The organism is Agarivorans sp. QJM3NY_29, assembly GCF_050870835.2.
Taxonomy (GTDB): Bacteria; Pseudomonadota; Gammaproteobacteria; order Enterobacterales; family Celerinatantimonadaceae; genus Agarivorans.
On record NZ_CP194036.2, the window covers coordinates 1,974,391 to 1,997,237 of the forward strand.

The following is a 22,847-nucleotide window of genomic DNA, read 5'->3' on the forward strand; positions in this document are numbered from 1 at the left end:
GTAGGTGACCGAAATGAGTGGAATTTCAGCAGCGGGTATAGGTAGTGGCTTAGACTTAGAAGCTTTAATTGAAGTGTCTATTGATGCGATGCGGGTACCACAGGAAACTCGCTTAGCTGAACGGCGTGAAAGTTTAGATGTGACTTTGTCTGCTGTTGGTGCGGTAAAATCGGCTCTAAGTAGCTTTAAAGATATTTTAGATGATGCTCGTAACCCAAATACTTTTTTCCCCCGTTCGGCCTTTGTTGATGGCGTATTGGCTAGTGCAGCTTCTTCAGAAGATGAAGAAAGTAGTTCTTCAAATTACAGCGGGGCCTATTCTGTGGCTTTAGGTGAAGGTGCTGCAAATGGTACTTATGATGTTGAAGTTCTGTCGTTGGCGCAGGGCTCACGCTTAACCGGACAAACTGAATATGCTTCTTCCTCGGCTGTTATTGCTAGTGCTGATGGCGAGCTAACCTTTGGGGCTGGGGCTGAAAGCTTCACTGTAGCGGTTACCGCTGGGATGCGTTTATCAGACTTACGTGATGCAGTAAATAATGCCGGTGGTAATTTTGGCGTTACCGCTAATCTAGTCAACACCGGGAGTGGTACTCGCTTATTATTTGACTCCAGTGTATCAGGCGCTGATGATGATGGCGATCCCAACAACGGAAACCCCAATGATTTGACCATTACGTCTACAGGTGCAGCCAATCCAGATCTTGATACTTTTATAGCGGATTTAAATGTGACTCAAAGTGCTTCAAATGCCAAGATGTCAGTCAATGGTATTGAAGTGGTAAGTGATACCAATACCTTTAGTGATGTTATTTCAGGAGTGACATTTACTGCCAATAGTTTGACGACTTCTAGTACCAAGTTAGAAATCAAACCTGATGACAATGCTGCTGTAGACAGTATCCAACGTTTTGTTGACGCTTACAATAAAATTATTAAAGAAATCGAGAAATATAGTAAGCCCGATGAAGTGCTTGAAGGTGAAGATAATGAGCGTAAAGAATTGAGTGGTGACGCCATGCTTCGCTCAATGAAATACAGTTTAGGCCGGATGAGTACTACTGGTTATTCTGATCCTAATGATGCCAATCGAGTAACCACCTTTTATGCTTTGGGCATAGAAATGGGCAATGATGCCCAATTGACTTTGGATGAGTCTAAATTAAATAAGTGGATTGATGGTGACTTGAATAAACTTGGCGAAATTTTTGCAGGGGATGGGGGAGTAGTTGATACATTTTACGGTTTTGTTGATAGTTTCGAGCAGTCAGGAGGTATTTTGGCGACTCGAGAGGACACTACCCGTTCACAATTACGCGACCTTGACCATGCGGACTTAGCGCTAAAAGAGCGAATGGCCGAATATGAGTCAACTCTTCGAGCAAAATACACAGCGTTTGACCAGACAATGGGAACGCTGAATAGCCAAATGTCGTACATTGCTGCGCAGCTTGGCTAACAATGATGGGAAGTGAAGTATGTATAAGCATGGGATTAATCAGTATCGTCAAGTTGGAATAAAAGATCAGATTGCCACAGCCGATCCTCATAAAATAACCCAAATTTTAATGCAAACTGCATTAGAAAATCTATCCGTTGCTAAGGGCTGTATTGAACGAAACGAAGTGGTGAATAAAGCGAAGCCTTTAGCAAAAGCAACTTCGATTATTACTTCATTACGCAATACGCTTGACCATGAAGTAGGTGGCGAAATATCTGCTAATTTAAATGACTTATATAGTTATATGCTAGAGTTACTCTCTGAAGCATCAATGAGTAATGATGCCGAAAAAATAGCAGAAGTCATTTCTATTTTCCTGCCGATAAAATCTGCTTGGGATCAGATCCCAGATTCAGCCAAACAGCAAGCTTACCAGCAGCGCTAAGGTAGAGTGAATTTTGGATTCTTTAAATCATGTTCTCTATAAAGGTGAAGCGTTGCTCAAAAAAATTCACCAGGGTTTAAACTCAGAGCATGTTGAAATTATTATACTTGACGAGCTTTTGGCTGAGCATCAAAAATTATTTACTGACTATTTTACCCTGAACAATGATTTCAATGCCGATGATAAGAAGATTATTCTCGCGTATGTCGGCAAGATGAAGATATTGCTTGATTTGGTAAGTACAGAGAAGAATCACTTACAAGCTCAGTTAGGTACCTTAGAGCGTTCGAAAAAAATTAATAAGGCATATGGTAAATAACTACTTATTGGCGTATCTAAATGTTAAAGAATATTGATTTTCAGATTTCAAGCAACGAACAAGAGCAAAAACAAAATGAAGTCCAGTTGTCTCCTTTAATTCAGCGGCGTCTGGACAATAATCTAAAAGCCTTTGCGTACTTTGATCCAAGTTTAGCTCAAGCGCTAGCTACTCATCATTCACTTAGGTTTTCGCCTTTTATCACAAAATTTAAACGGGTCAGCGTTTTGAATATCTCCAAGGGGAGAGCGCTTTATAACCCGATTCCGCAAAAACAAGTTGACCTTCAAATTAACGTTTTCTGTCAAAACCCGCTGGTATTTGACCAGACTAAAAAGCACTTACAGGATGAGGTGGAGCCTTTTCCTGGTATAAGCTTAAATAGTCTATTACCTCACGCTAAATTGCATTATGAGCCAATTTCTAAGAGTAGTGAAAACCTTGTTATTTTAGGATGTGGCTTAGGTTTACATATTAAACCGTTACTTTCTACTGCGGCATGGAAAAGAGTCTTATTGGTTGAGCCTGAAATGGACTTGCTACATGTTTCTTTGCTGAGTGCTCAATGGCGTGAGCTGCTTGCTCAAGTTAAAAATTCAGGTGTGAATTTTACTATTATTTCAGGTAGGAAAGGTTCTGATTCTATCTTCGCGATTAAAGAGTGGATGCAGCATCATGAAATCACTAAGTTTCATATTTTTCGCCATTATGACTATTCGATGTTTAATGGCTTTGAATTTGACACGCTTTCGGGGCGTTCTCCATTTTCTGAGTCTTTGTTGAAATATTCTGAAGAATTAGAGAAAGAAAGTAGTTATGAATTTTCTCAACCATTAGCGCATTATTTTATTCACAATGAAGATAATGCTAAGGTAGTAGAAACATATAACCGGAAATGTTTATCATCCATTTTTGATAAAAATTTATGCGCATTTAAGAAGTATTTTCCTGAAATTTACGATTTTTCGTCTAATTATAAGCTGTCTCGTTGGCAGCTACTGAGTACGGGTAAGGAGCAGTTTAACTTATTTGATTTAGAGCGGGCATCGATGTTTTGCTCAGAAGATCCACACGTTGCCAGTTCGCAATATTTTGAACACTATTCAGCACACCCAAGAATAGACTCCTTGGATGCACGAGAGCCACTACATAAACCTAGCCCTTTTATACACTATGATAAGGCAAAGGCATTGAGGGCCTTAGTTCGAGATGTTCCTGATAACAAAGAAACTCAAACTAAACTGCCTTATAAGCTACCTTCTTTTATTATGTATGGCTGTGGTCTTGCCTACCAGGTGGAGTTACTGTTTAAAAGACACGATATCGATAATTTTATCTTGTACGAACCTAATGTAGAATTTTTTCTAGCTTCATTATTCACTATTGATTGGAGCTCTATACTAGAAAAGGCTGACGAGAGAGGTAGTAAGCTCTATCTGAATATTGGAGACGATGGTACACATATGTTTGATGATATACATCAACGTTTACAATCGTATGGAATACATATTCTTTCTTATACTTTTTTTTATGTCAGTTACTATCATCATCAAATGCATGAAAATGTGCTGTTGACTCGAGAACAATTTAAAGTATTGCTTAACGTTGGAGAGTTTTTCGATCATGCATTTTATAATTTGAATCATACACAGGACTCTTTTTCTCATAATCATCCTTATATGCTGAAATACAAACCAAAAGGTTTGTCCCAAATTCTGAAAGCTACACCGGTGTTTATCATTGGTAATGGTCCATCTTTAGATTCTAGTGCAGACGTTATTAAGTCATATAAAAATAAAGCCATTATCGTGTCTGTTGGTACTAGTTTAAAAGCACTTTATAATTTAGGTATTAAACCTGATTTTCATGCTGAAGTTGAACAAACTAGAGCGACATTACATTGGGTTTCTCAAGTCCCCGATCCCGATTGGTTAAAGAGTATTGACCTAATTAGTGTTAATGGACTGCACCCTGAAGTTGTAGATATGTTTGGTGATCCGTTGTTTTGTCTTAAAACCGGCGAGGCTGGAGCTTGTGCATTTTCTGCCATCTCGGATGAGGTTAAAGAATTCTCTAGTCTACTTTATTCATATCCGACAGTGTCTAATTGTGCACTATCATATGTATTAGCTTTAGGCTTTAGACAGGTATATTTATTCGGTGTAGATCTTGGTTTTGTCGACCCTAAGTGCCATCATAGCAAGCACTCTGCTTATTTTAATTCGAATGATAAAGGCAAGGAGCTTTATGATTACAGTGCACACGGTACTGGCATAAGGGTTCGGGGAAATTTTGCTGATAACGTATTTACGAAACATGAATTTAAATTTTCAGCGGAGATACTATCTAAGGCGATATCTGAGTTTCCTGACGCTGAGATTTACAATACTTCGAATGGTGCCTTCATTGAAGGAACTACGGCTTTGCAGTTAGATCAGGTGCTTTTATTGAACGAAAATATCGATAAGGTAGCTATGATACAGAATATTAAGGCTGAAGCTTATAATGCAGATACAAAAAAAATCGTAAATAAGTTTGACCAACATTATAAGTTTGATAATTTTGAGCGTCAATGTAATGAATTTTTGAGTTTGATAGACGCCGATGTTGAAAGTTGGGAAGAGGCTTTGGACTTTCTAGATAAACAGGTTGATTTTGTTAAGAAATCCTCTTTAGATGTGCACTCTTTATTTTACTACTTACTAAGGGGAAGTTGTTCTTTTTGTTTAACCTATTTGACACATTTGGCTTATTTTTCTGATGATGAAGCTTTATGTATGCAGAAGTTCGAGGAAGGGAAGGATATCTGGCGAGAATATGTAGCAGCCGCAAGAGATAAGGTCATGAACGATTTTGGTGAGTTTGATAGAACGCCTCTGCCTTATCCTGGTGTGGGGTTTGATTCTCTTCCTGCATTAGAAATTTTAAAGAAACAGAAAGCTAGAATGGACGGTAATGGTAATGAATGATGTTCAAGAGTTAATGAGATCTTCAGCAGAGGATGCACTTAAATATTCAATTGATAATTTCTCTGTTAATTTAGATTATTCTATTGATAGTGTTGGTTTAGTTGATGATATTATTCAAGAGATAGGACAGGGACATATATTAGATCAAGATTTGTTCACTTTATCGTATATCTATGGTGCTTATTTAGGTGAGGTTTATAAAAGAAAAAGGCAAGGAGAGTGGACTTTTGTAGAAGAGACTGATAGTGAACCACCACAAGTTTTTTTTAAAGATGGTGATAAGACATTTGCTTTTCCAAGTAAAGTTTATCACGTATTAAGTAAAACACATGAAGAAAGCTTAATCGAATATATGAAATTGCTGTTGAGGTGAATTTTAATGCTCAACGTGGCCTTGTTGATAAAATCCAAGTTCAAGGTGCAGCAGGGTGAGATCTCGAATGTTTTTTAAGCAAGCGTAAGCGATTTGACCTGATGTTCGAGCTGTGATCTTATACTCCCTTTTTCGGGAATCCCTCCATGACTATCGACGTATTTACCCAACATTTCGGCTGTATCAAAGACCCTCGTCAAAGCGCTAAAGTAAGTTACCCGTTGTTCGACGTACTGTTCCTCACCGTATGCGCAACTATTGGCGGAGCCAGTGGCTGGGAGGATATAGAGGACTTTGGCGAAGCCCACTTCAACTGGTTACGTGAAAAGGGGCTGTTTACTTCAGGCCTACCAGTACACGATACCATTGCCCGATTGATTTCAAGGCTCGACCCCGCGCAGTTCCAACAGTGCTTGTTCTGGTCTAATTCCATCGGACACTTAATTTTGAGACAGTATGTTAATGAATTAAGAGGTCTATATGAGTTTGAAAAAATCACACAAGAGTTATCCACAAGAATTTAAAGATGAAGCGGTACTAATGGTGTTGGAGCAAGGTTACAGTGTTGCTGATGCTGCAAAATCTCTAGGGGTTGGCACTAGCCTGCTTTACAAGTGGAAAGAAAGGTACGAAGTCCAACGGCAAGGCATCACCCTAGAAGAGTCTGAGCGTGATGAACTCAAGCGATTACGCAAAGAAAACAAAGAATTACGCATGGAGAAAGAAATACTAAAAAAGGCAAGCGCCTTCTTTGCGAAAGAAATGAAGTAAAATGTCGCTTCATAAAAAAACACTCAAATCAGTTCCCTGTTGCGCAGCTATGCCGAGTCATGAACGTAAGTAAATCAGGCTATTACGATTGGCTTAAACGCCCTGCGAACGTGATAGGCCTTGATACTTTGAAGCTTTATCGCCGTGTTCGCCAGTTATTCAAGAAAAGCCGAGGTAGCCTAGGGGATCGTGAGATGGTGAAGAAATTGCGCAAGGAAGGCTACCAAGTAGGCCGCTATGCTGTCCGTACAATGATGCAACGCTTGCGGCTGAAAGTGACCCAACGGCAAGCTTATAAAGTGACAACGCAGCGTAAACACTCTGACGCAGTCGCTGATAACCTGCTAAATATGAACTTTAACCCAAGCGCTGCTAATCAGGTTTGGGCTGGTGATGTGACCTACCTAAAAACAGGCGAGGGTTGGATGTATTTAGCAGTCGTGATGGATTTATACTCTCGCAGAATTGTTGGCTGGCATATTGATAAACGGATGACTACAGACTTAATTTCCAAAGCACTCATTAAAGCCTACAACTTACGGCAACCACCTAAAGGCTTAGTCTTTCACAGTGATAGAGGCTCACAGTACACCAGTAAACAATATCGTAAGCTATTAGTTGGTTTTGATATTCGAGCCAGTATGGGCGATGTAGGAGCGTGTTGGGATAATGCTGTTGTTGAACGATTCTTCGGAAGTTTAAAACACGATTGGCTGTTTAAAGTTAATCAGCCAACACGAGAATTTATGAAGCAAGATGTGGCTGCTTATATGAAGTATTACAACTTAGAGCGGCTTCATTCGGCCAATGGTGATTTATCACCGGTGGCGTTTGAAAATTCTCAACTAAAAGTGTCCAGTTTGGGTTGACCAGTACAGCTTTAGCAAGTGGATGCTAGCGGTGAGTGAGTAAACCAATGGGCAGCTAATCGCAGTAGATGGCAAGGTGCTCCGCAGCTCCTATACACGGGATGACCGCAAGTCTACGATACACATGGTCAGTGCGTTTGCCACCGCTAATGGCGTTGTGATGGTGCAAGTAAAAACCGATGCCAAATCCAATGAAATTACCGCTATCCCCGAACTACTCAATGCACTGGAGCTCAAGGGGGCGCTGATATCGATAGATGCCATGGGTTGCCAAACCGATATCGCGAAAACGATAACAAACAAGGAAGCCGATTACTTGCTGGCAGTGAAAGGCAATTGTCCACGTCCCCTAAAATGACACAAATTTAAATGGAGTTTTCTACACTCATTAACGTCCACATCAATATAACGGCGGACTGACGCCCAATGAATCGGAACGATTGTTCTGGTTAAACTCTAAGATCGTGGCCAATATTAGTTGACCACTTGTACATATTATTTCCTTGCTAAGGCTAATTAAATATAATATACGACATAAGGGGGTTGTATGGGCTTCGAATTATGCTGTAATTGTTTGACCCTAAAACTTCTTGAAAAGCAATTGTCTCTCCAGGAAAGGTCTTGCAATTTAATTCATCAAATCCAATGATTGCTCCCTTAACTAAATAGGGCTTGATTGCTTTCAAACATTCAACAGTAGGTTTATATATATCAAAATCAAAGTAAGCGAATGAAATTAACGTTTCAGGATTGTTTTCAAGATACTTATGTATAGTGTTTGTTGCATCACCTTTAACTAGTTCATATTTTTTGATGTGAGACATTGGACTTTCGCTTTCGTGATAATCAAGAATTCCCATTAAATATTTATCATAATCATGTGAGACGCTGTAGGAGTTTTTTCTGATGATATCATTATTTCCATCCTCAGGACTAACTTCAGGGAATCCATCAAATGTATCAAAGCCAATGAGTTTTCGGGAGTAGTTAAAAGGTTCATACATCCCTCTAAGAGAAGAAAGTAAAGATAAATTTTGCCCCCAGCGTACCCCAAACTCCATTATAACACCATGTATTGGAAGCATCTTTTGGTACATTTCATTGATAAAGAGCATTCTGGATAGGTTTTGTCGACTTAAGAAAAGGCCTAAATTATTTAGTATCTCGGCATCAGGTAATGGGTTTTTATGAAAATAGTCAAAAAAATCTTTGCGTATATTTAGTTCGCTGTCTGATGATTGGCCTGTTATTTTAATTTTATTATTCATTGGTTACTCGTAATGTTCATGAGTTAAAGGCATGCCAAAAAAGAGATCTTTTTTAGCTTTGCTTCCTATTACTTTTTTAAGATGTTTGGGTTTTAAACCTGCCGAAGGCCGTATTGAACGAACATGTTCAGATGTAATTGTTTCTCCTTGTTTTATGTCTTTTACTATGTACAAAGAACGTCTGTGACATTTTGTCTTAGATTCGGAGCCATTGCGCTCAAAATTAACGCAACCTATAGCTTGTTTAGCTAACTTACAGTTTTTAACTAAGCTTTTTAATTCATCTTCTTCTAAAGAAAAGCCACAATCAGGCCCACCATCTTTTCTTGAAAGGGTAAAGTGTTTTTCAATTACCGTTGCTCCAACGGCTACGGCAGCAATGGACACGCCTATATCTAAGCTATGATCAGATAAGCCAACTTGTGTCTTAAATATATTTGATAAAGCAGGAATAGTTGCTAAGTTTGATTCCTCTGCTGGAGTGGGATAGCCACTGATACAATGCAATAATACTATTTCATCACAGCCGTTCTGTCTGGCGGTGTTAAGTGCATCATCAATTTCAGATAGGCTAGCATTACCCGTCGACATGATTAGTGGCTTCCCAGTCTTTGCTACACGCTCAATAAGAGGTAAATCGACAAGTTCAAATGACGCAATTTTATAGGCAGGTGTATTTAGCTCTTCAAGAAAATCAACAGCGGAATGATCGAAAGGTGAGCTAAAAATTGTAATGCCTAATTTATTCGCTTCCTCAAACAGTTGTTTATGCCACTCCCAAGGTGTGTGTGCCTCTTGGTATAACTCATAAAGCTTATAGCCGTCCCAGAGACCTCCATGAATTTTAAATTCCTCAGCGTCATGATCAATTGTAATTGTATCGGCAGTGTAAGTTTGTAATTTTACGGCATCAGCTCCAGCCTCCTTTGCCGCTTTTATTAGAGAGATAGCCCTATTTATATCACCATTATGATTGCCTGACATTTCGGCGATGATATAAGGCGGTTCATCTGGCCCAATTTTTTTTCCATTTATAACTATGTACATATTAAGTCTCGAAGAAAGTGTGCATTGATTGGCAGTGCTGGTTTGCTGGGTAGTTTTGGCTGTCAGGGATGTTTTTGAAACGGCCTTGGAGTAAACGGATTGAGTAAATCCCTAGCTTATTGGCTGGTTTAATATCATGTTCTGGATTGTCTCCGACTAATATGCAATTTTCTGCTGGGCATTTTAACTTACTTAATGCTAACTCGAAGCCTTTAGTAGAGGGCTTTGGTGCATCTAAGTCCCAGCAATAAATGAAATGATTAATGTATCTTTTAAGCCCGAGCGCAGCGATTTTGTTTTTTTGCATTTGACCTAACCCATCGGTAACTATAGCGGTTTTTATACCTTGCTCTTGTATCTTAGTCAGTGTTGCTTTGACCATTTCTGATAATTGAATAGTTGGTTTGTGAGACCGATATAATAATACCAACTCTTCTATATTAGGCATTGCTTCAATGTGTTTCAAGGTATCTAATAAGCTATCTAAACACCCTACTCTGCCTTTAGTGTGAAAATAGTTGCATAGGTGTTGGTAGCTTTCATCTGTTGAAACACCATAGCTTGCTAACTCCTTAGCAATGGCATAGAAACCACTTAACACATAGTCTTGCTCAAGATATAAGGTGTCATCTAGGTCAAAAATGATGGCATCTACTTGATTAAGATTAAGCATTTAGGTACAGGTCTTCACTATAGCGTAGCATTTTCAGCCCAATTTTTAGTTTGTTTTCTCTATACAAAGTTTCGTTGTCCCCGACTATGCTTGCCATAAGTCTTTCAGTTGATGCTAGTCCAGCTTGAATGCTTAGATTCGACGCTCCTCCAAACCTAGGGTTCACTTCTATTATGTATACGTTGTTTGCGTCCATAAAAGCTTGAATGGTTATGTGGCCGAAAAAGGGTATAAGTTTACTGAGGTTTTTTGCTATTTGGCTTAATAATGGGGCATCAACTACTTGGCTTATGGAGGACTCTCCGTTAATTACTTTTATTCGTTCTCTTGTCACAACGCTGACTAAGTCACCTTTATTGTCGTAAAAGGCATCAATGGAATATTCTTTGGCGCTAATAAGTTCTTCAAAGGTTAATTCTGACGTGCTGTAGCGTAATAGTAGGGTGTCTAGGTTCTGCTTGCTTTGAATTATGAAAACGCCAGCAGAGGCGGAGCTTTTGGCTAGCTTAGCAACGCAGGGCTGGAACGATTGTGGAATATCCGTGATTTTTCCTGGAATCGGCAGATTGTTACGATCACAAAACTCCCGGAACAAGTGCTTATTTGTGCATATTTCTATGGTTTTTGGTGGGCTCATTAACAGCACTATGTTTTTTTCTTTTAAAAAAACATAGTGCTTAGCAAAAAACTCTAAGTCGCCATCTCTGGTTGGGAGTATATAGTTAATAGATTCTTTTTGACAAAGTTCAACTAGTGTCGATAGATAATCTGGGTCGTTTAGTTTGGGAAGTAAGATATGGTTATGTGAAAAGTATAGTGCTGCAGCATCGGCGCTAATATCGCTGGTTAATACCTTCACGCCATAAACATTTGCGTAATGTGTTAATGACTTTACTAACAGAACTTTGTTAGATGCGCTAGTTATAAGTATTGTCGGAGTCATGATTCATATCTTCAATGTGTCTAATAGTGTTGTAAGGACCTTGTCCGTCTAATAGATTCAACATTAACTTTGATTGTTTATGTAGAGCCTTCTTATCGTTTATGGCTAGCTCTAGAGCTTTTGAGTAGCTAGCTTCTTGAGTATTATTACAATCTCCGAGCCAGCGTATTATGTGTTTTTTATCTAGTGTTTTGGCTAGTAAAGCTTGGTTGCTGGCTATACTAGCGGTAATTGCTGGCAGCCCTAGAGTGCAACATTCCCAGATGGTACTTCCGTTAGCACCAATAAATAAGAAAGCCTCAGACATTAACTGCTCCATGTTATCTACTTGAATTTTAGCCGTCAGCATATCACTTCGGCTTTGGCAGTAGCGCTCTATCTTGTTTTTATTCGGATTGTTAACTCCAAGTACGACGGTGCAATGTAACCTATTGCTTTTTATTAATTTTATTGTTCCTTTTAGCGCTTTAAGTGTTTCGTTTTTACTATCTACTCCACCGAAAAACATCAGTATTGTTTTTCTATTTATACGCTCATTGAATGGCTTTAGCATCGTTTTTTGCTCAGCAAATGACTTTCTGACGAAGGCAAATTGTGGACCCAATAAGGTTTTACATTTCGAGTTAATTAAACCATCGTAACAAGCTAGTTGTTCGGGAAATATACTTGAGTTTATAAGGAAGTCGCAATTGAATTTTCGGTCTGCTAAGTCATCAATTTGAATTAACTTGTGACAGTATGGGCTCAATGATATGTGCCACTGCTGCTCTATAGCGTAGTGGTCTACGATTAGCCAATCAAGAGTTTTTATTTTCTTTTCGATTAAAAACTGTTGGATGGTACTTTGGGATTCTTTTATTTCATCTGTATAGCCTGATTCTAGCCAATTCGCGTGACTACAGTGGTTATTTAAACTCTGATGCTGTACTGAAGTTAAAGCTAACAGTTCGAACCCTTGCAGAGTAATTAACGAGTTTAAGTTACCTATTAGCTCTCGACACAAAAATGTTACTTCTATCCCCGTTTCTTGGAGTGCTTTAGCTAGGCTTATACAGCGATATACGTGCCCTGAGCCGATTTGTATTGATGCGTCAACTCTAATTATGCAATTTGGCATTGGTTTAGCTTTTAGATTGCTTCGAAGTGTTGATTTGGGCTTGGTATAGTAAGCTGGCTAGCTCCCAATCATCTGGTGTATCCAAGTCTACTACGAATTTCCTAGGCAATTTGAAGGTTATAGCAGATTTTGAAAACATAGGTATATCACTAAGGAATGCTTCTGGAAGCCCCCAGTAAAATTGTCCTACATCATGATATGCTGGCTCCAAATCTTGCGAACGACAGCTGAAATTTTCAGGTTGAAACATTTCTGCGCGATTGTCTGGAGTTAATTTTATTGCTCGCTGTATTGGAAATGGAAATTCACAAACAGGGAAACAATAGTTGGCATTTTCACTACTACTGATAAGCTGATAAGCCTGTTGTATTTTAGATGGTTGAATGAAGGGGGCTGTAGCATAAATGCAGCAAACATAGTCTATAGGTTGATTAAACCAAGAGATTGCATGTTTGAGCACATCGCCAGTAGTGGCAAAATCATTAGCAATGTCTGCTGGTCTGATGAATGGTACCTCTGCACCGTATTCTAGAGCCACTTCTGCTATCTCGTGATCATCTGTCGAAATTATAACTTTGTCGAAGCAACCACTAGCTAGAGCTGCTTCTATACTGTAAGCAATTATTGGCTTACCATGGAATAGCTTGATGTTTTTCCTAGGGATCCGTTTGCTTCCACCGCGAGCTGGAATTATTGCAATATTTGTCATGTTAATGCCTTGGCTAGCGTTGCGACTATAAAATCTTGTTGTTGATTAGTTAGTGCTGGGAAAAGCGGTAAACTTAAGGCTGCTTGGTAATACTTTTCAGCATTTGGGTAATCCCCCAATTGATGACCTAGTGCCTGATAATAGGGTTGAGTATGAACTGGGATATAATGTATGTTCACGCCAATCCCCGCGGCTTGCATCGCCAGATATACAGACAATCGTTGTTCTGGCTGCTGTAGTTGAATAACGTATAGGTGTCTGGCTGATATCCCATCAGGGTGTTGTTTTGGTGCTGTGACTGCGAGTGGCATTAACAGTTTATCGTAGTGATTGGCTAGTTCGTTTCTCCGTGTGACCCATTGATCAATACGTTGAAGTTGTGATAAGCCCAAAGCGCCTTGTAGCTCAGTCATTCGATAATTAAAGCCCAAGTCCAATTGCTGATAAAACCAGGGACCGTCGGGTTCTTGGGTCATTTTGTTGGGGTCACGGGTTACCCCATGGCTTCTTAATAACGCGATTTTTTGCGCTAAAGTATCTGAGTTTGTTAAGGTCGCACCGCCTTCACCGGTGGTGATTATTTTTACAGGGTGAAAACTAAACACCGTAATATCACTAAACTCACAACGACCGATTGGCTGATTTAAATATCGAGCGCCAATGGCATGTGAAGCATCTTCAATGATCTTGAATTTGTATTGCAGACTTAAACGATGAATAGCCTTTATATCACAAGGTTGACCACACATATGAACGATAATAAGCGCTTTTGGCAAACAATTATTTAGCGCCGCTTGCTCGAGTTTATTTTTGAGCTTGTTAGGGCAAATGTTGAATGACCTAGGGTCAATGTCAACAAAATCTACTTGAGCACCGCAGTAAAGAACACAATTGGCGGATGCGACAAAGGTAATTGGGCTGGTCCAAACTATGTCACCGACACTAATATCGAGGGCACGGCAAGCCAGATGCAGAGCACTGGTTGCCGAGTTAACCGCTAGTGCATACTTTGCTCCGGTATAAGCACATAAGGCCTGTTCAAATTCAGGAACTTTAGGTCCTTGGGTTAGGTAGTCAGATCGCAATATATCTACAACGGCATCAATATCCTGCTGAGATATCTGCTGTTTACCATAAGGAATCATGATTCTGCCAATTGATCGAAAGCTAAAATTTGTTCTGAATCGAGAAAATTTGGATTAGTTTGTGAGTGGTATTCAAAGCCTTGCGGGACAGGGGTTCCTGTCTCATCAATTAGATTTCGAGAATAGTTGTGGTCATCATTATAAAATTTAATACTGGGGCAAATTACGAAATGGTCTTCAAATTCCAAAGTGAGATGAGAGTCATCACCGGGACACATAATCTCATGCAGTTTTTCTCCGGGTCGAATACCGATAATCTTGATCGGCAAATCAGAAGCATAGGTTTTGGCTAAGTCGACAATTTTCACCGAAGGAATTTTGGGAATAAAAATTTCACCGCCATACATACGGCTAAAGTTTTTTAGAACAAAGTCCACGCCTTGCTGTAAGGTAATCCAAAATCGAGTCATATCTTGATGTGTAATGGGTAAGTGGTCACTTCCATTTGCGATTAATTGCTTGAAAAATGGTACAACTGAACCGCGAGAGCCGACTACGTTGCCATATCTCACAACAGCAAACCGCGTGTTACCTTGACCGACCATGTTATTAGCAGCTACAAATAGCTTGTCAGAGGCTAGTTTTGTGGCTCCATAGAGGTTGATCGGAGCCGCCGCTTTATCTGTAGATAAAGCAATTACTTTGGCCACGTTGTTTTCTATGGCCGCTTTTATTACATTTTCGGCCCCATGAATATTGGTCTTAATACATTCCATAGGATTGTATTCGGCGGCAGGAACTTGTTTGAGGGCGGCTGCATGAATCACATAATCAACATCATTCATTGCTTGGATTAAGCGTTCTCTATCTCGAACATCGCCGATAAAGTAGCGCATGCAGGGAGCATTAAATACCTGTTGCATTTCGTACTGTTTAAGCTCGTCACGCGAATAAATGATTAAACGCTTTGGTTTGTATCGCTCTAAGATGGTTTTTGTGTATTTTTTACCAAAAGAACCGGTGCCACCGGTAATCAGGATAGATTTATTATCAAACATAATGATTCCATTTGTTCGCTAGCGAATAGAAGCTCTAGAAAAATGATAAGGTCATTTAATTGAACAATAAGCAATAAGTGCTCCATTTTACTACATAAAACTGACTTGGTAGTGTGTTTTTGATGTGTATCGCTAGGTTTTTATGTTAGCGAATATTTTTGAGCGCTTTTTTTGAGCGCTTTTCTTTGCAAATCAAAGGCGCGTCATATTTTTGTCGGTTTTGCAGCTTGCGGCTTGCGAATTTTTGACGCCTGTTTACAATAGTTGCAATCGATATAGAAAATGTGATGTCGCAAGGTAGCTGAGATTATATGCAGAGATTAGGGATGCAAGCATCCAAAATGGTTTTAGTGTTGGATGGAGAGCCGACGCGAGCAAAAGAGCTTGAAACGGTGCTGGGTTTTATTGGTCAACAGTTTAGCATTTGTGAGCGTAGCTGTATTGAGCAGCAACTCAACGGCATTGAAACGGTTATTGTTATCAGTAATGAGACCCCTCAGGCATTTGATATTATCAGCCAGTTTCCTCAGTGCCCTTTTATTAGTGTTGGTGACGGTGACGCGATTGATACAGTTCCAAATTTAATTGGCCATTTAGACCGTCCTTTTAGTTATGAGCAGCTGACTCAGCTATTACACCATTGCGATGCTTATCTGACTCATTTACCCGGTAAAGTCTCGCCAGCGAAAAGCGAAAGGTTAAAGCAAAACTTGATTGGTAAAGGGATAGCTATTCAAGAGATCCGCCATCTAATTGAACAGGTAGCAAGTAAAGAAGCCAATGTACTGATCCTTGGTGAATCAGGTACCGGTAAAGAGGTGGTTGCGAAGGCGATTCATGACCATTCACCGCGTAGTGGTGGTCCGTTTGTTCCAATTAATTGCGGGGCGATCCCTCCTGATCTGCTCGAAAGTGAGTTGTTTGGGCATGAAAAAGGCGCATTTACCGGCGCCTTTGCTATGCGTAAGGGGCGTTTTGAATTAGCCGAAGGGGGGACGCTGTTCCTCGATGAAATTGGTGATATGCCAATGCCAATGCAGGTTAAATTACTGCGAGTATTACAGGAGCGCCAGTTTGAGCGAGTTGGTGGTAGTAAAGAGATTCACGCTAATGTCAGAGTCGTGGCGGCTACTCACCGTAAATTAGAACGAATGATCGAGCAAGAGAAGTTTCGAGAAGACTTATATTATCGTTTGAATGTTTTTCCTATTGAAATGCCTTCGTTACGGGAACGCCAAGATGATATTCCACTATTATTGCAGGAATTAGTCAATCGCCATGAGGAAGAACATGCTGCTGTAGTGCGTTTTACGCAACGAGCGGTGGAGTCCTTGATGCAACATCAGTGGCCGGGTAATGTTCGTGAGCTATCGAATTTAGTCGAACGCTTGTTGATTTTGCATCCAAATCAGATCGTTGATGTGAATGATTTACCACCTAAGTATCGGCATATTGAGGCTGATGTTTACGAACCCAATTATAGTCCTGAGTTAGCCGAACGAGATGCCTTGCTCGCGATATTTAGTGATGAAGATGCTTCGGTATTTTCAGAGCCAAACCCAGAACTGTTATTTCCGGTCGAAGATGAGGTCGAATTGGCGGACGATGGCTGGGGAGGGGGGCAGCAATTACCAGATGAAGGTGTCAACTTGAAAGAGTTGTTGGCTGAATTGGAAGTCGACCTGATCCGTCAAGCACTTGAGCAGCAAGATGGGGTTGTGGCTCGCGCCGCGGAGCAACTAGGGATGCGCCGAACCACCCTCGTAGAAAAGATGCGAAAATACGGTTTAAATAAAGACGGTTGAGTTATTTCCCATGTAATGCACTGAATAATAGTCTTTTTTTTGTGGCATGATATTTGATTGTACAAGTACTGATAACGGTTTTATGACGCGGAGCAATTGTCATGCCTTCAGTACTTATACAACAGCAACCAGCTAGTCTTTCTGAGCATAATCTTGCTCAAATTTTTGATGTAATGCCCTCTGGCTTGATCTTGCTAGACAATAAAGGTTTTGTCTCTCGCGCTAATCCTGTCGCTAAACAACTGCTGGGAGATGATATTGAGCAGCGGCGATGGGCAGAAGCCGTTCCCAAATTATTTGCACCGAAAGCCGATGATGGTCACGAGTTATCTCTGGTTGATGGGCGGCGAGTTAAGTTGAGCTTGTCCCCATTACAAGATACGCAAGGCCAACTCATTGTTCTCACTGATATGACTCATACTCGGCAATTGCAGGCGAATGTTGCAAAGCTCCAGCGAATGTCAGCACTTGGTAATATGGTTGCGTCATTAGCCCATCAAATTCGAACCCCACTCTCCGCAGCAATGCTATATGGCTCAAATCTTTCTAATAAAACCTTATCCGATGCGTCTCGAGAAAGCTTTCAAATCAAAATGATGGCCCGTTTAAATGATTTAGAAACGCAGGTCAATGACATGTTGTTATTTGCTAAAAGCGGCCAAAAAATGGTTGTGAGTACGGTGTCCGTTCAACAACTATTGGAGCAGTTGCAGGCGGCAACTGATGCTTGTGTTCGCCAATATAAAGTGCGGTTGAGTATCGTTTGTTGTCCGCAAGAGATCGATATTTTGGTGAATGCGAACGCTTTGGTGTCGGCGCTCGCGAATCTTATTGAAAATGCAGCGCAACTTAGTGAAGAAGGTCAAGAGATCCGAGTCTCGGCTGGATTGAGGGAGCATATGTTGGTGATTGCAGTAGAAGATCAAGCCGGAGGGATAGCTATGGACCAAGCGGATAAGATTTTTGAACCCTTTTATACGACCAAGCAAAATGGTACAGGTTTAGGCCTCGCCGTTGTGAAATCGGTGGTTAAGGCTCATCAAGGTGATATTTGTTTAGAGGATACTCCATTAGGGACTCGTTTTTTGGTGAGCTTACCACTTGCTGAACCTTATCATCATGAGCTTGCTGTGGGAGGGCAATAATATGAGTCAATCTAGAATTCTCATCGTAGAAGATGATTCTGGTCTTCGTGAAGCTTTGGTGGATACTCTGTCTTTGGCGGGTTATTTATGTAAACAGGCGAATAGTGCTGAGGCGGCCTTACTCACGCTCGCTGATGAACCGATTGATCTGGTGATTAGTGATGTGCAAATGGGCGGTATGGATGGTTTGAATTTATTAAAGAATATCAAACAGAAATGGCCACAACTCCCAGTATTGCTGATGACTGCTTATGCAAAAATTGATGATGCGGTTTCGGCGATGCGTGATGGCGCGATCGACTACTTATCAAAGCCCTTTGCACCTGAAGTTTTACTCAATCAGGTTGGGCGTTACGCGCCATCAATTAAGGTTGAAAAGCGGGAGCCTATCTACGGTGATCCATCTACCGAAGCCTTATTAGAGTTGAGCAAAAAGGTGGCTGCATCAGAAGCCTCTGTCTTGATTAGTGGCCCTAGTGGTGCAGGTAAAGAAGTACTGTCACGTTATATTCACGATAGCTCGGCACGCGCCGAGCAGCCCTTTGTCGCGATTAACTGCGCGGCTATTCCGGAAAATATGTTGGAAGCCACGTTATTTGGTTATGAAAAAGGCGCTTTTACCGGGGCGATTAAAGCCTGTCCTGGCAAGTTTGAGCAGGCGCAGGGCGGGACTATTTTGTTGGATGAAATCAGCGAGATGGATCTTGCTTTGCAAGCCAAGTTACTGCGGGTGTTGCAAGAGAAAGAAGTAGAGCGTTTAGGCAGCCGCAAGATGATCCAACTTGATGTACGTGTTATCGCAACCAGCAACCGAGATATGCGTGAGATTGTTAGTCAAGGACGATTTAGAGAAGACTTGTATTATCGTTTAAACGTGTTTCCATTATCGTGGCGGCCTCTGAATCAGCGTCCCGGCGACATATTACCTCTGGCGCAGCATTTGCTGTTTCGTCATAGTAAACGTCACTGTGAGCTGAGTTTAAGTGCCCAACATAAGTTATTAAACCATAGCTGGCCGGGCAATGTACGAGAACTGGACAATGTAATGCAAAGGGCGCTTATCTTGGCTAATGCCGAAATAATTGATAGTGACTGCTTGGTGATCGAGAACCAATTAGAACCCAGTCAAATACAATCGGTACTGGCTGAATCAACCGCCAATAGCGAGCCTTTAGGTAATGAATTGCGTCAGCAGGAGCAACAGATTATTTTAGAGACGCTAAAATCCTGCAAAGGAAAGCGTAAAGATGTGGCCGAAAAGTTAGGAATTAGCCCAAGAACCTTACGTTATAAACTGGCTCGAATTAAAGACTCGGGGATTGAGTTGCCAGCTTAACTTTAAGTGCATCGGCCTACCGGTGTTGGTAGGTTGAAGACTTAAGCACCAACATCATGCATGCGCTAGGCTGTTTGCTTAAGCCTAAAACCGCCAAGGAAAATCAAAGCAAGTGCCATAAGCAGGATTGTTTGTGGCTCAGGAACTGAGCTTGTGCCTATGCTGAGAGTATAAAGTTGGAAATACTCGTTGCTGTGGGTTGCGCCGTCTTGTTCTCTGACTTGAATTTTGTTGAAGGGGGCGTTGATAAAACCCATAAATAACTCAATATTGAAGAAGCGGTGGTGAACATCGTTTGGCCGATATTGCTCTCATCATTGAAAAAGTTGATGGTGAAGGTACTGGCTTTCGAGTCGTCTTCATCGCCAGAGGCAAGCGCCTGAAATAGTATGTCAAAGTTTTCATCGTCATTAACGCCCTAGGATAAGCCATCTCAGACCCTCGTTGAGGTGTAAAGATATGTGGACTGGTTGCGGGGTTACCAACAGCAATTGGCATTGTTGATAGTGATGTTGCCACTTTGACTAACAAGATATTGATTGGTTAAGCCAGAACCTCTTGCGAATTGCTCCTGCTGCCACGTATTGCCGCCAGAGGCTGTGGTGGTAATATTGGCAGAAAGGGGGTGTGAAACAAGTAACAAAACTGTCGCGATCAAAGGAAACTTTTCATCGAAAATTAATCATCTTTATTGAATTTTTATATAAGCTTTTTAATTTATAGTTTCTTTTGTTTTTACGTGTTATCTAAATCAAAATCATTGATGTATAAGGTTTTTATTCTGGCTGGCTCGTAACTTTTTATTAAAATGTGCTTGTTATCAAAAAAGCTGAAGCGAAATATTTCCATTTCACGTACAATGAGGCGCATTTTTAGCTGGGGCCTTTTAGGCTCATGTTGTTTCATGTTGAGGGGGACTGATGACTCAAAACGTTCCGGTAGTGACTATCGATGGTCCAAGTGGGGCAGGTAAGGGAACTCTATGCCAACGTTTAGCGAAGCATTATCAATGGCAATTGTTAGATAGCGGTGCCATTTATCGGGTATTGGCGCTTGCGGCCATTCATCATAACGTAGAATTAGACAATGAAGAGGCCTTGAGTTTATTAGCCGCACATTTAGATGTCCGTTTTGAAGCGCAGGATGGTCAAACCATCGTGATTTTAGAAGGTGAAGATGTCTCTTTGGAAATTCGCCAGGAAACCGCGGGGAATGCAGCATCTAAAGTGGCCGCTTTTCCGCGAGTAAGGGAAGCGTTGCTGCGGCGTCAACGTGGCTTTAAAACTGCCCCCGGTTTGATTGCCGATGGTCGCGATATGGGAACAGTGGTATTTGTTGATGCTCCCGCTAAGATTTTTTTGGACGCTAGTGCGGCAGAACGCGCGCAACGACGTTATAATCAGTTGCAAGATAAAGGCTTTGATGTTAGTTTTGACCACCTTTTGAGCGAAATTGAAGAACGAGACCAACGAGATAGAAACCGTTCGGTTGCTCCTTTAGTTCCTGCTCAAGATGCGTTAGTCATTGATTCTACGTCACTTTCTATTGATGACGTCGTTTCAATGTCGATAGGTTTTATCGACAAACAATTAACCCAGTAATCACTGGGACTTGGTGCGCCTATAACATGGATGAAATAGGTGTTTATTATTAACCCCATTTAGCGGGATTGCTGAGTGGCCGTTTCTATATGTGTAAATTATAAAATGACTGAATCTTTTGCTCAACTCTTTGAAGAGTCTCTACAGAATTTGGAATTTCGTTCTGGTTCTATTGTTAAAGGTACTGTAGTAGGTATCGAAAACGGTATGGTATTAGTAGACGCTGGCCTGAAGTCAGAATCTGCAATTCCTGCCGAGCAGTTTAAAAATGCTGCTGGTGAATTAGAAATTGAAGTCGGCGCGGAAGTTGATGTAGCCCTTGACGCAGTAGAAGATGGTTTCGGTGAAACTGTTCTTTCTCGCGAAAAAGCGAAACGTCATGAATCGTGGATCCAACTTGAGAGTGCGTACGAAGAGCAAGCAACGGTTGTTGGTATCATCAATGGCAAAGTTAAAGGCGGCTTTACAGTTGAAGTTAACACCATCCGTGCATTCTTGCCTGGTTCACTAGTTGACGTTCGCCCAGTTCGCGATACCGCTCACCTAGAAGGCAAAGAGCTTGAATTTAAAGTTATCAAGCTTGACCAGAAACGTAACAACGTTGTGGTATCTCGTCGTGCTGTTATCGAAACTGAAAACAGTGTTGAACGTGATCAACTTCTTGAGAACCTACAAGAAGGTCAAGAAGTTAAAGGTATCGTTAAGAACCTTACTGACTACGGTGCATTCGTTGATCTTGGCGGTGTTGACGGTCTTCTACACATCACTGACATGGCTTGGAAACGCGTTAAGCACCCAAGCGAAATTGTTAATGTTGGTGATGAAATCAACGTTAAAGTACTTAAGTTTGACCGTGAGCGCACACGTGTATCTCTAGGTCTTAAACAGTTGGGTGAAGATCCATGGGTAGCAATTGCTAACCGTTACCCAGAAGGTGCTCGTCTTGAAGGTCGCGTAACTAACTTAACTGACTACGGTTGTTTCGTTGAAATCGAAGACGGTGTTGAAGGTCTAGTTCACGTTTCTGAAATGGATTGGACTAACAAAAACATCCACCCATCTAAAGTTGTTAACGTGGGTGACCTTGTTGAAGTTATGGTACTTGATATTGACGAAGAACGTCGTCGTATCTCGCTTGGTTTGAAACAGTGTAAAGTTAATCCATGGGAGCTATTCGCTAGCACTCATGATAAAAACGACAAAGTTTCAGGTAAGATCAAGTCTATCACTGACTTTGGTATCTTCATCGGCCTTGACGGCGGTATTGACGGCCTTGTTCACTTATCTGACATCTCTTGGGATGCTCAAGGTGAAGAAGCGGTTCGCGACTTTAAGAAAGGCGACGAAATCGAAGCTGTTGTACTACAAGTTGATGCAGAACGTGAGCGTATTAGCCTAGGTGTTAAGCAGCTTGCTGAAGACCCATTCAACAACTACCTTGCAGATCTTAAGAAAGGTGCTCTAGTTAACGGTACCGTGACTGAAGTTGATGCGAAAGGTGCAACTGTTGAACTAGCTGGTGGTGTTGAAGGTTACTTACGTGCTGGTGATGTAAGCCGTGACCGTGTTGAAGATGCTTCACTGGTTCTTTCTGTTGGCGACAAGCTTGAAGCCAAGTTTGTTGGTGTTGACCGTAAGAATCGCGTAATCAGCCTTTCTATCCGTGCTAAAGATGAAGCGGATGAGAAAGAAGCAATGGCTACTCTGAACAAGAAAGAAGATGCTCAGATTGGTAACGCAATGGCTGACGCGTTCAAATCAGCGCTTAAAGGCGAATAATCAACAAATCTTATAGATTTAATTGATTGAATATTGGGGGGGACTTGTCCCCCCCAAGTTCTTTATCTACACTGGTATAAGTTCCCTTTATCAA

General features: G+C 41.0%; 20 protein-coding genes and 2 pseudogenes. 13 read left to right on the forward strand and 9 right to left on the reverse strand.

Annotated features, from left to right (window positions below):
* Nucleotides 1-13: 13 nt before the first annotated feature.
* The 8 genes and pseudogenes from fliD to ACRRS0_RS09135 form a co-directional block, all read left to right on the forward strand.
* The gene (gene fliD, locus ACRRS0_RS09100; protein ID WP_432453521.1) at nucleotides 14-1,459 is read left to right on the forward strand and encodes a flagellar filament capping protein FliD; all 1,446 of its coding nucleotides are present in this window, start codon (nucleotides 14-16) and stop codon (nucleotides 1,457-1,459) included.
* Between the two features lie 19 nt (nucleotides 1,460-1,478).
* Entirely contained in the window at nucleotides 1,479-1,886 is a 408-nt protein-coding gene (gene fliS / locus ACRRS0_RS09105) for a flagellar export chaperone FliS (RefSeq protein WP_432453520.1), read from the forward strand.
* A gap of 13 nt (nucleotides 1,887-1,899) precedes the next feature.
* Nucleotides 1,900-2,205, forward strand: coding sequence for a hypothetical protein (locus tag ACRRS0_RS09110; protein ID WP_432453519.1), 306 nt, complete (start codon nucleotides 1,900-1,902; stop codon nucleotides 2,203-2,205).
* A gap of 20 nt (nucleotides 2,206-2,225) precedes the next feature.
* Nucleotides 2,226-5,174: a motility associated factor glycosyltransferase family protein gene (locus ACRRS0_RS09115; protein WP_432453518.1), complete on the forward strand. Its 2,949-nt coding sequence runs from the start codon at nucleotides 2,226-2,228 to the stop codon at nucleotides 5,172-5,174.
* Complete coding sequence (locus ACRRS0_RS09120; RefSeq protein ID WP_432453517.1) at nucleotides 5,167-5,547, forward strand: hypothetical protein; 381 nt, start codon at nucleotides 5,167-5,169, stop codon at nucleotides 5,545-5,547. Before ACRRS0_RS09115 ends, ACRRS0_RS09120 begins: the two co-directional genes overlap by 8 nt.
* 146 nt (nucleotides 5,548-5,693) lie before the next feature.
* Nucleotides 5,694-5,981: pseudogene (locus tag ACRRS0_RS09125) on the forward strand (ISAs1 family transposase); the annotation flags it as partial.
* Nucleotides 5,982-6,027: 46 nt separating this feature from the next.
* A protein-coding gene (locus tag ACRRS0_RS09130; RefSeq protein ID WP_432453516.1) for an IS3 family transposase occupies nucleotides 6,028-7,187 on the forward strand; the annotation gives its coding sequence in 2 pieces (ribosomal slippage) (nucleotides 6,028-6,277 and nucleotides 6,277-7,187; 1,161 coding nt in all).
* 43 nt (nucleotides 7,188-7,230) lie between these two features.
* Nucleotides 7,231-7,524 (forward strand): annotated as a pseudogene (locus ACRRS0_RS09135) (ISAs1 family transposase); the annotation flags it as partial.
* Between the two features lie 175 nt (nucleotides 7,525-7,699).
* On the opposite strand, the gene ACRRS0_RS09140 reads toward ACRRS0_RS09135, so the two are convergent.
* Genes ACRRS0_RS09140 through pseB form a run of 8 tightly spaced genes read right to left on the reverse strand, consistent with a single transcriptional unit; the run spans nucleotide 7,700 to nucleotide 15,087 of the window.
* Nucleotides 7,700-8,455 carry a hypothetical protein gene (locus ACRRS0_RS09140; protein WP_432453515.1) on the reverse strand — a complete coding sequence of 252 codons (756 nt, stop codon included), beginning with the start codon at nucleotides 8,453-8,455 and terminating at the stop codon, nucleotides 7,700-7,702.
* 3 nt (nucleotides 8,456-8,458) lie between these two features.
* Nucleotides 8,459-9,502 carry a pseudaminic acid synthase gene (gene pseI, locus ACRRS0_RS09145; RefSeq protein WP_432453514.1) on the reverse strand — a complete coding sequence of 348 codons (1,044 nt, stop codon included), beginning with the start codon at nucleotides 9,500-9,502 and terminating at the stop codon, nucleotides 8,459-8,461.
* Between the two features lies 1 nt (nucleotide 9,503).
* The gene (locus tag ACRRS0_RS09150; protein WP_432453513.1) at nucleotides 9,504-10,175 is read right to left on the reverse strand and encodes an HAD family hydrolase; all 672 of its coding nucleotides are present in this window, start codon (nucleotides 10,173-10,175) and stop codon (nucleotides 9,504-9,506) included.
* The gene (locus tag ACRRS0_RS09155; protein WP_432453512.1) at nucleotides 10,168-11,118 is read right to left on the reverse strand and encodes an ATP-grasp domain-containing protein; all 951 of its coding nucleotides are present in this window, start codon (nucleotides 11,116-11,118) and stop codon (nucleotides 10,168-10,170) included. The genes ACRRS0_RS09150 and ACRRS0_RS09155 overlap by 8 nt, the downstream gene beginning before the upstream one ends.
* Entirely contained in the window at nucleotides 11,093-12,235 is a 1,143-nt protein-coding gene (pseG, locus tag ACRRS0_RS09160) for a UDP-2,4-diacetamido-2,4,6-trideoxy-beta-L-altropyranose hydrolase (protein WP_432453511.1), read from the reverse strand. Before pseG ends, ACRRS0_RS09155 begins: the two co-directional genes overlap by 26 nt.
* A gap of 4 nt (nucleotides 12,236-12,239) precedes the next feature.
* The gene (gene pseF / locus ACRRS0_RS09165) at nucleotides 12,240-12,944 is read right to left on the reverse strand and encodes a pseudaminic acid cytidylyltransferase (protein WP_432453510.1); all 705 of its coding nucleotides are present in this window, start codon (nucleotides 12,942-12,944) and stop codon (nucleotides 12,240-12,242) included.
* On the reverse strand, nucleotides 12,941-14,089 hold the full coding sequence (pseC, locus tag ACRRS0_RS09170; RefSeq protein ID WP_432453509.1) for a UDP-4-amino-4,6-dideoxy-N-acetyl-beta-L-altrosamine transaminase: 1,149 nt from the start codon (nucleotides 14,087-14,089) through the stop codon (nucleotides 12,941-12,943). Before pseC ends, pseF begins: the two co-directional genes overlap by 4 nt.
* Nucleotides 14,086-15,087, reverse strand: a complete 1,002-nt coding sequence (gene pseB, locus ACRRS0_RS09175) for a UDP-N-acetylglucosamine 4,6-dehydratase (inverting) (protein WP_432453508.1) — start codon at nucleotides 15,085-15,087, stop codon at nucleotides 14,086-14,088. The genes pseC and pseB overlap by 4 nt, the downstream gene beginning before the upstream one ends.
* A gap of 326 nt (nucleotides 15,088-15,413) precedes the next feature.
* Here pseB and ACRRS0_RS09180 point away from each other — a divergent pair, with 326 nt between their 5' ends.
* From ACRRS0_RS09180 to ACRRS0_RS09190, 3 genes are all read left to right on the forward strand, one after another.
* The gene (locus ACRRS0_RS09180) at nucleotides 15,414-16,892 is read left to right on the forward strand and encodes a sigma-54 dependent transcriptional regulator (protein ID WP_432453507.1); all 1,479 of its coding nucleotides are present in this window, start codon (nucleotides 15,414-15,416) and stop codon (nucleotides 16,890-16,892) included.
* Between the two features lie 101 nt (nucleotides 16,893-16,993).
* On the forward strand, nucleotides 16,994-18,037 hold the full coding sequence (locus tag ACRRS0_RS09185; RefSeq protein WP_432453506.1) for a sensor histidine kinase: 1,044 nt from the start codon (nucleotides 16,994-16,996) through the stop codon (nucleotides 18,035-18,037).
* 1 nt (nucleotide 18,038) lies between these two features.
* A complete protein-coding gene (locus ACRRS0_RS09190; RefSeq protein ID WP_432453505.1) occupies nucleotides 18,039-19,373 on the forward strand; it encodes a sigma-54-dependent transcriptional regulator in 1,335 nt (444 codons plus the stop codon).
* Nucleotides 19,374-19,438: 65 nt separating this feature from the next.
* On the opposite strand, the gene ACRRS0_RS09195 is transcribed toward ACRRS0_RS09190, so the two are convergent.
* Nucleotides 19,439-19,630 (reverse strand): PEP-CTERM sorting domain-containing protein, encoded by a 192-nt coding sequence (locus ACRRS0_RS09195; RefSeq protein ID WP_432453504.1) that lies wholly within the window; start codon nucleotides 19,628-19,630, stop codon nucleotides 19,439-19,441.
* Nucleotides 19,631-20,293: 663 nt separating this feature from the next.
* Here ACRRS0_RS09195 and cmk point away from each other — a divergent pair.
* Together cmk and rpsA are read left to right on the forward strand one after the other, a co-directional pair.
* Nucleotides 20,294-20,974, forward strand: coding sequence for a (d)CMP kinase (cmk, locus tag ACRRS0_RS09200; protein WP_432453503.1), 681 nt, complete (start codon nucleotides 20,294-20,296; stop codon nucleotides 20,972-20,974).
* Nucleotides 20,975-21,079: 105 nt separating this feature from the next.
* Nucleotides 21,080-22,753, forward strand: coding sequence for a 30S ribosomal protein S1 (rpsA, locus tag ACRRS0_RS09205; protein ID WP_432456190.1), 1,674 nt, complete (start codon nucleotides 21,080-21,082; stop codon nucleotides 22,751-22,753).
* Nucleotides 22,754-22,847: the final 94 nt, after the last annotated feature.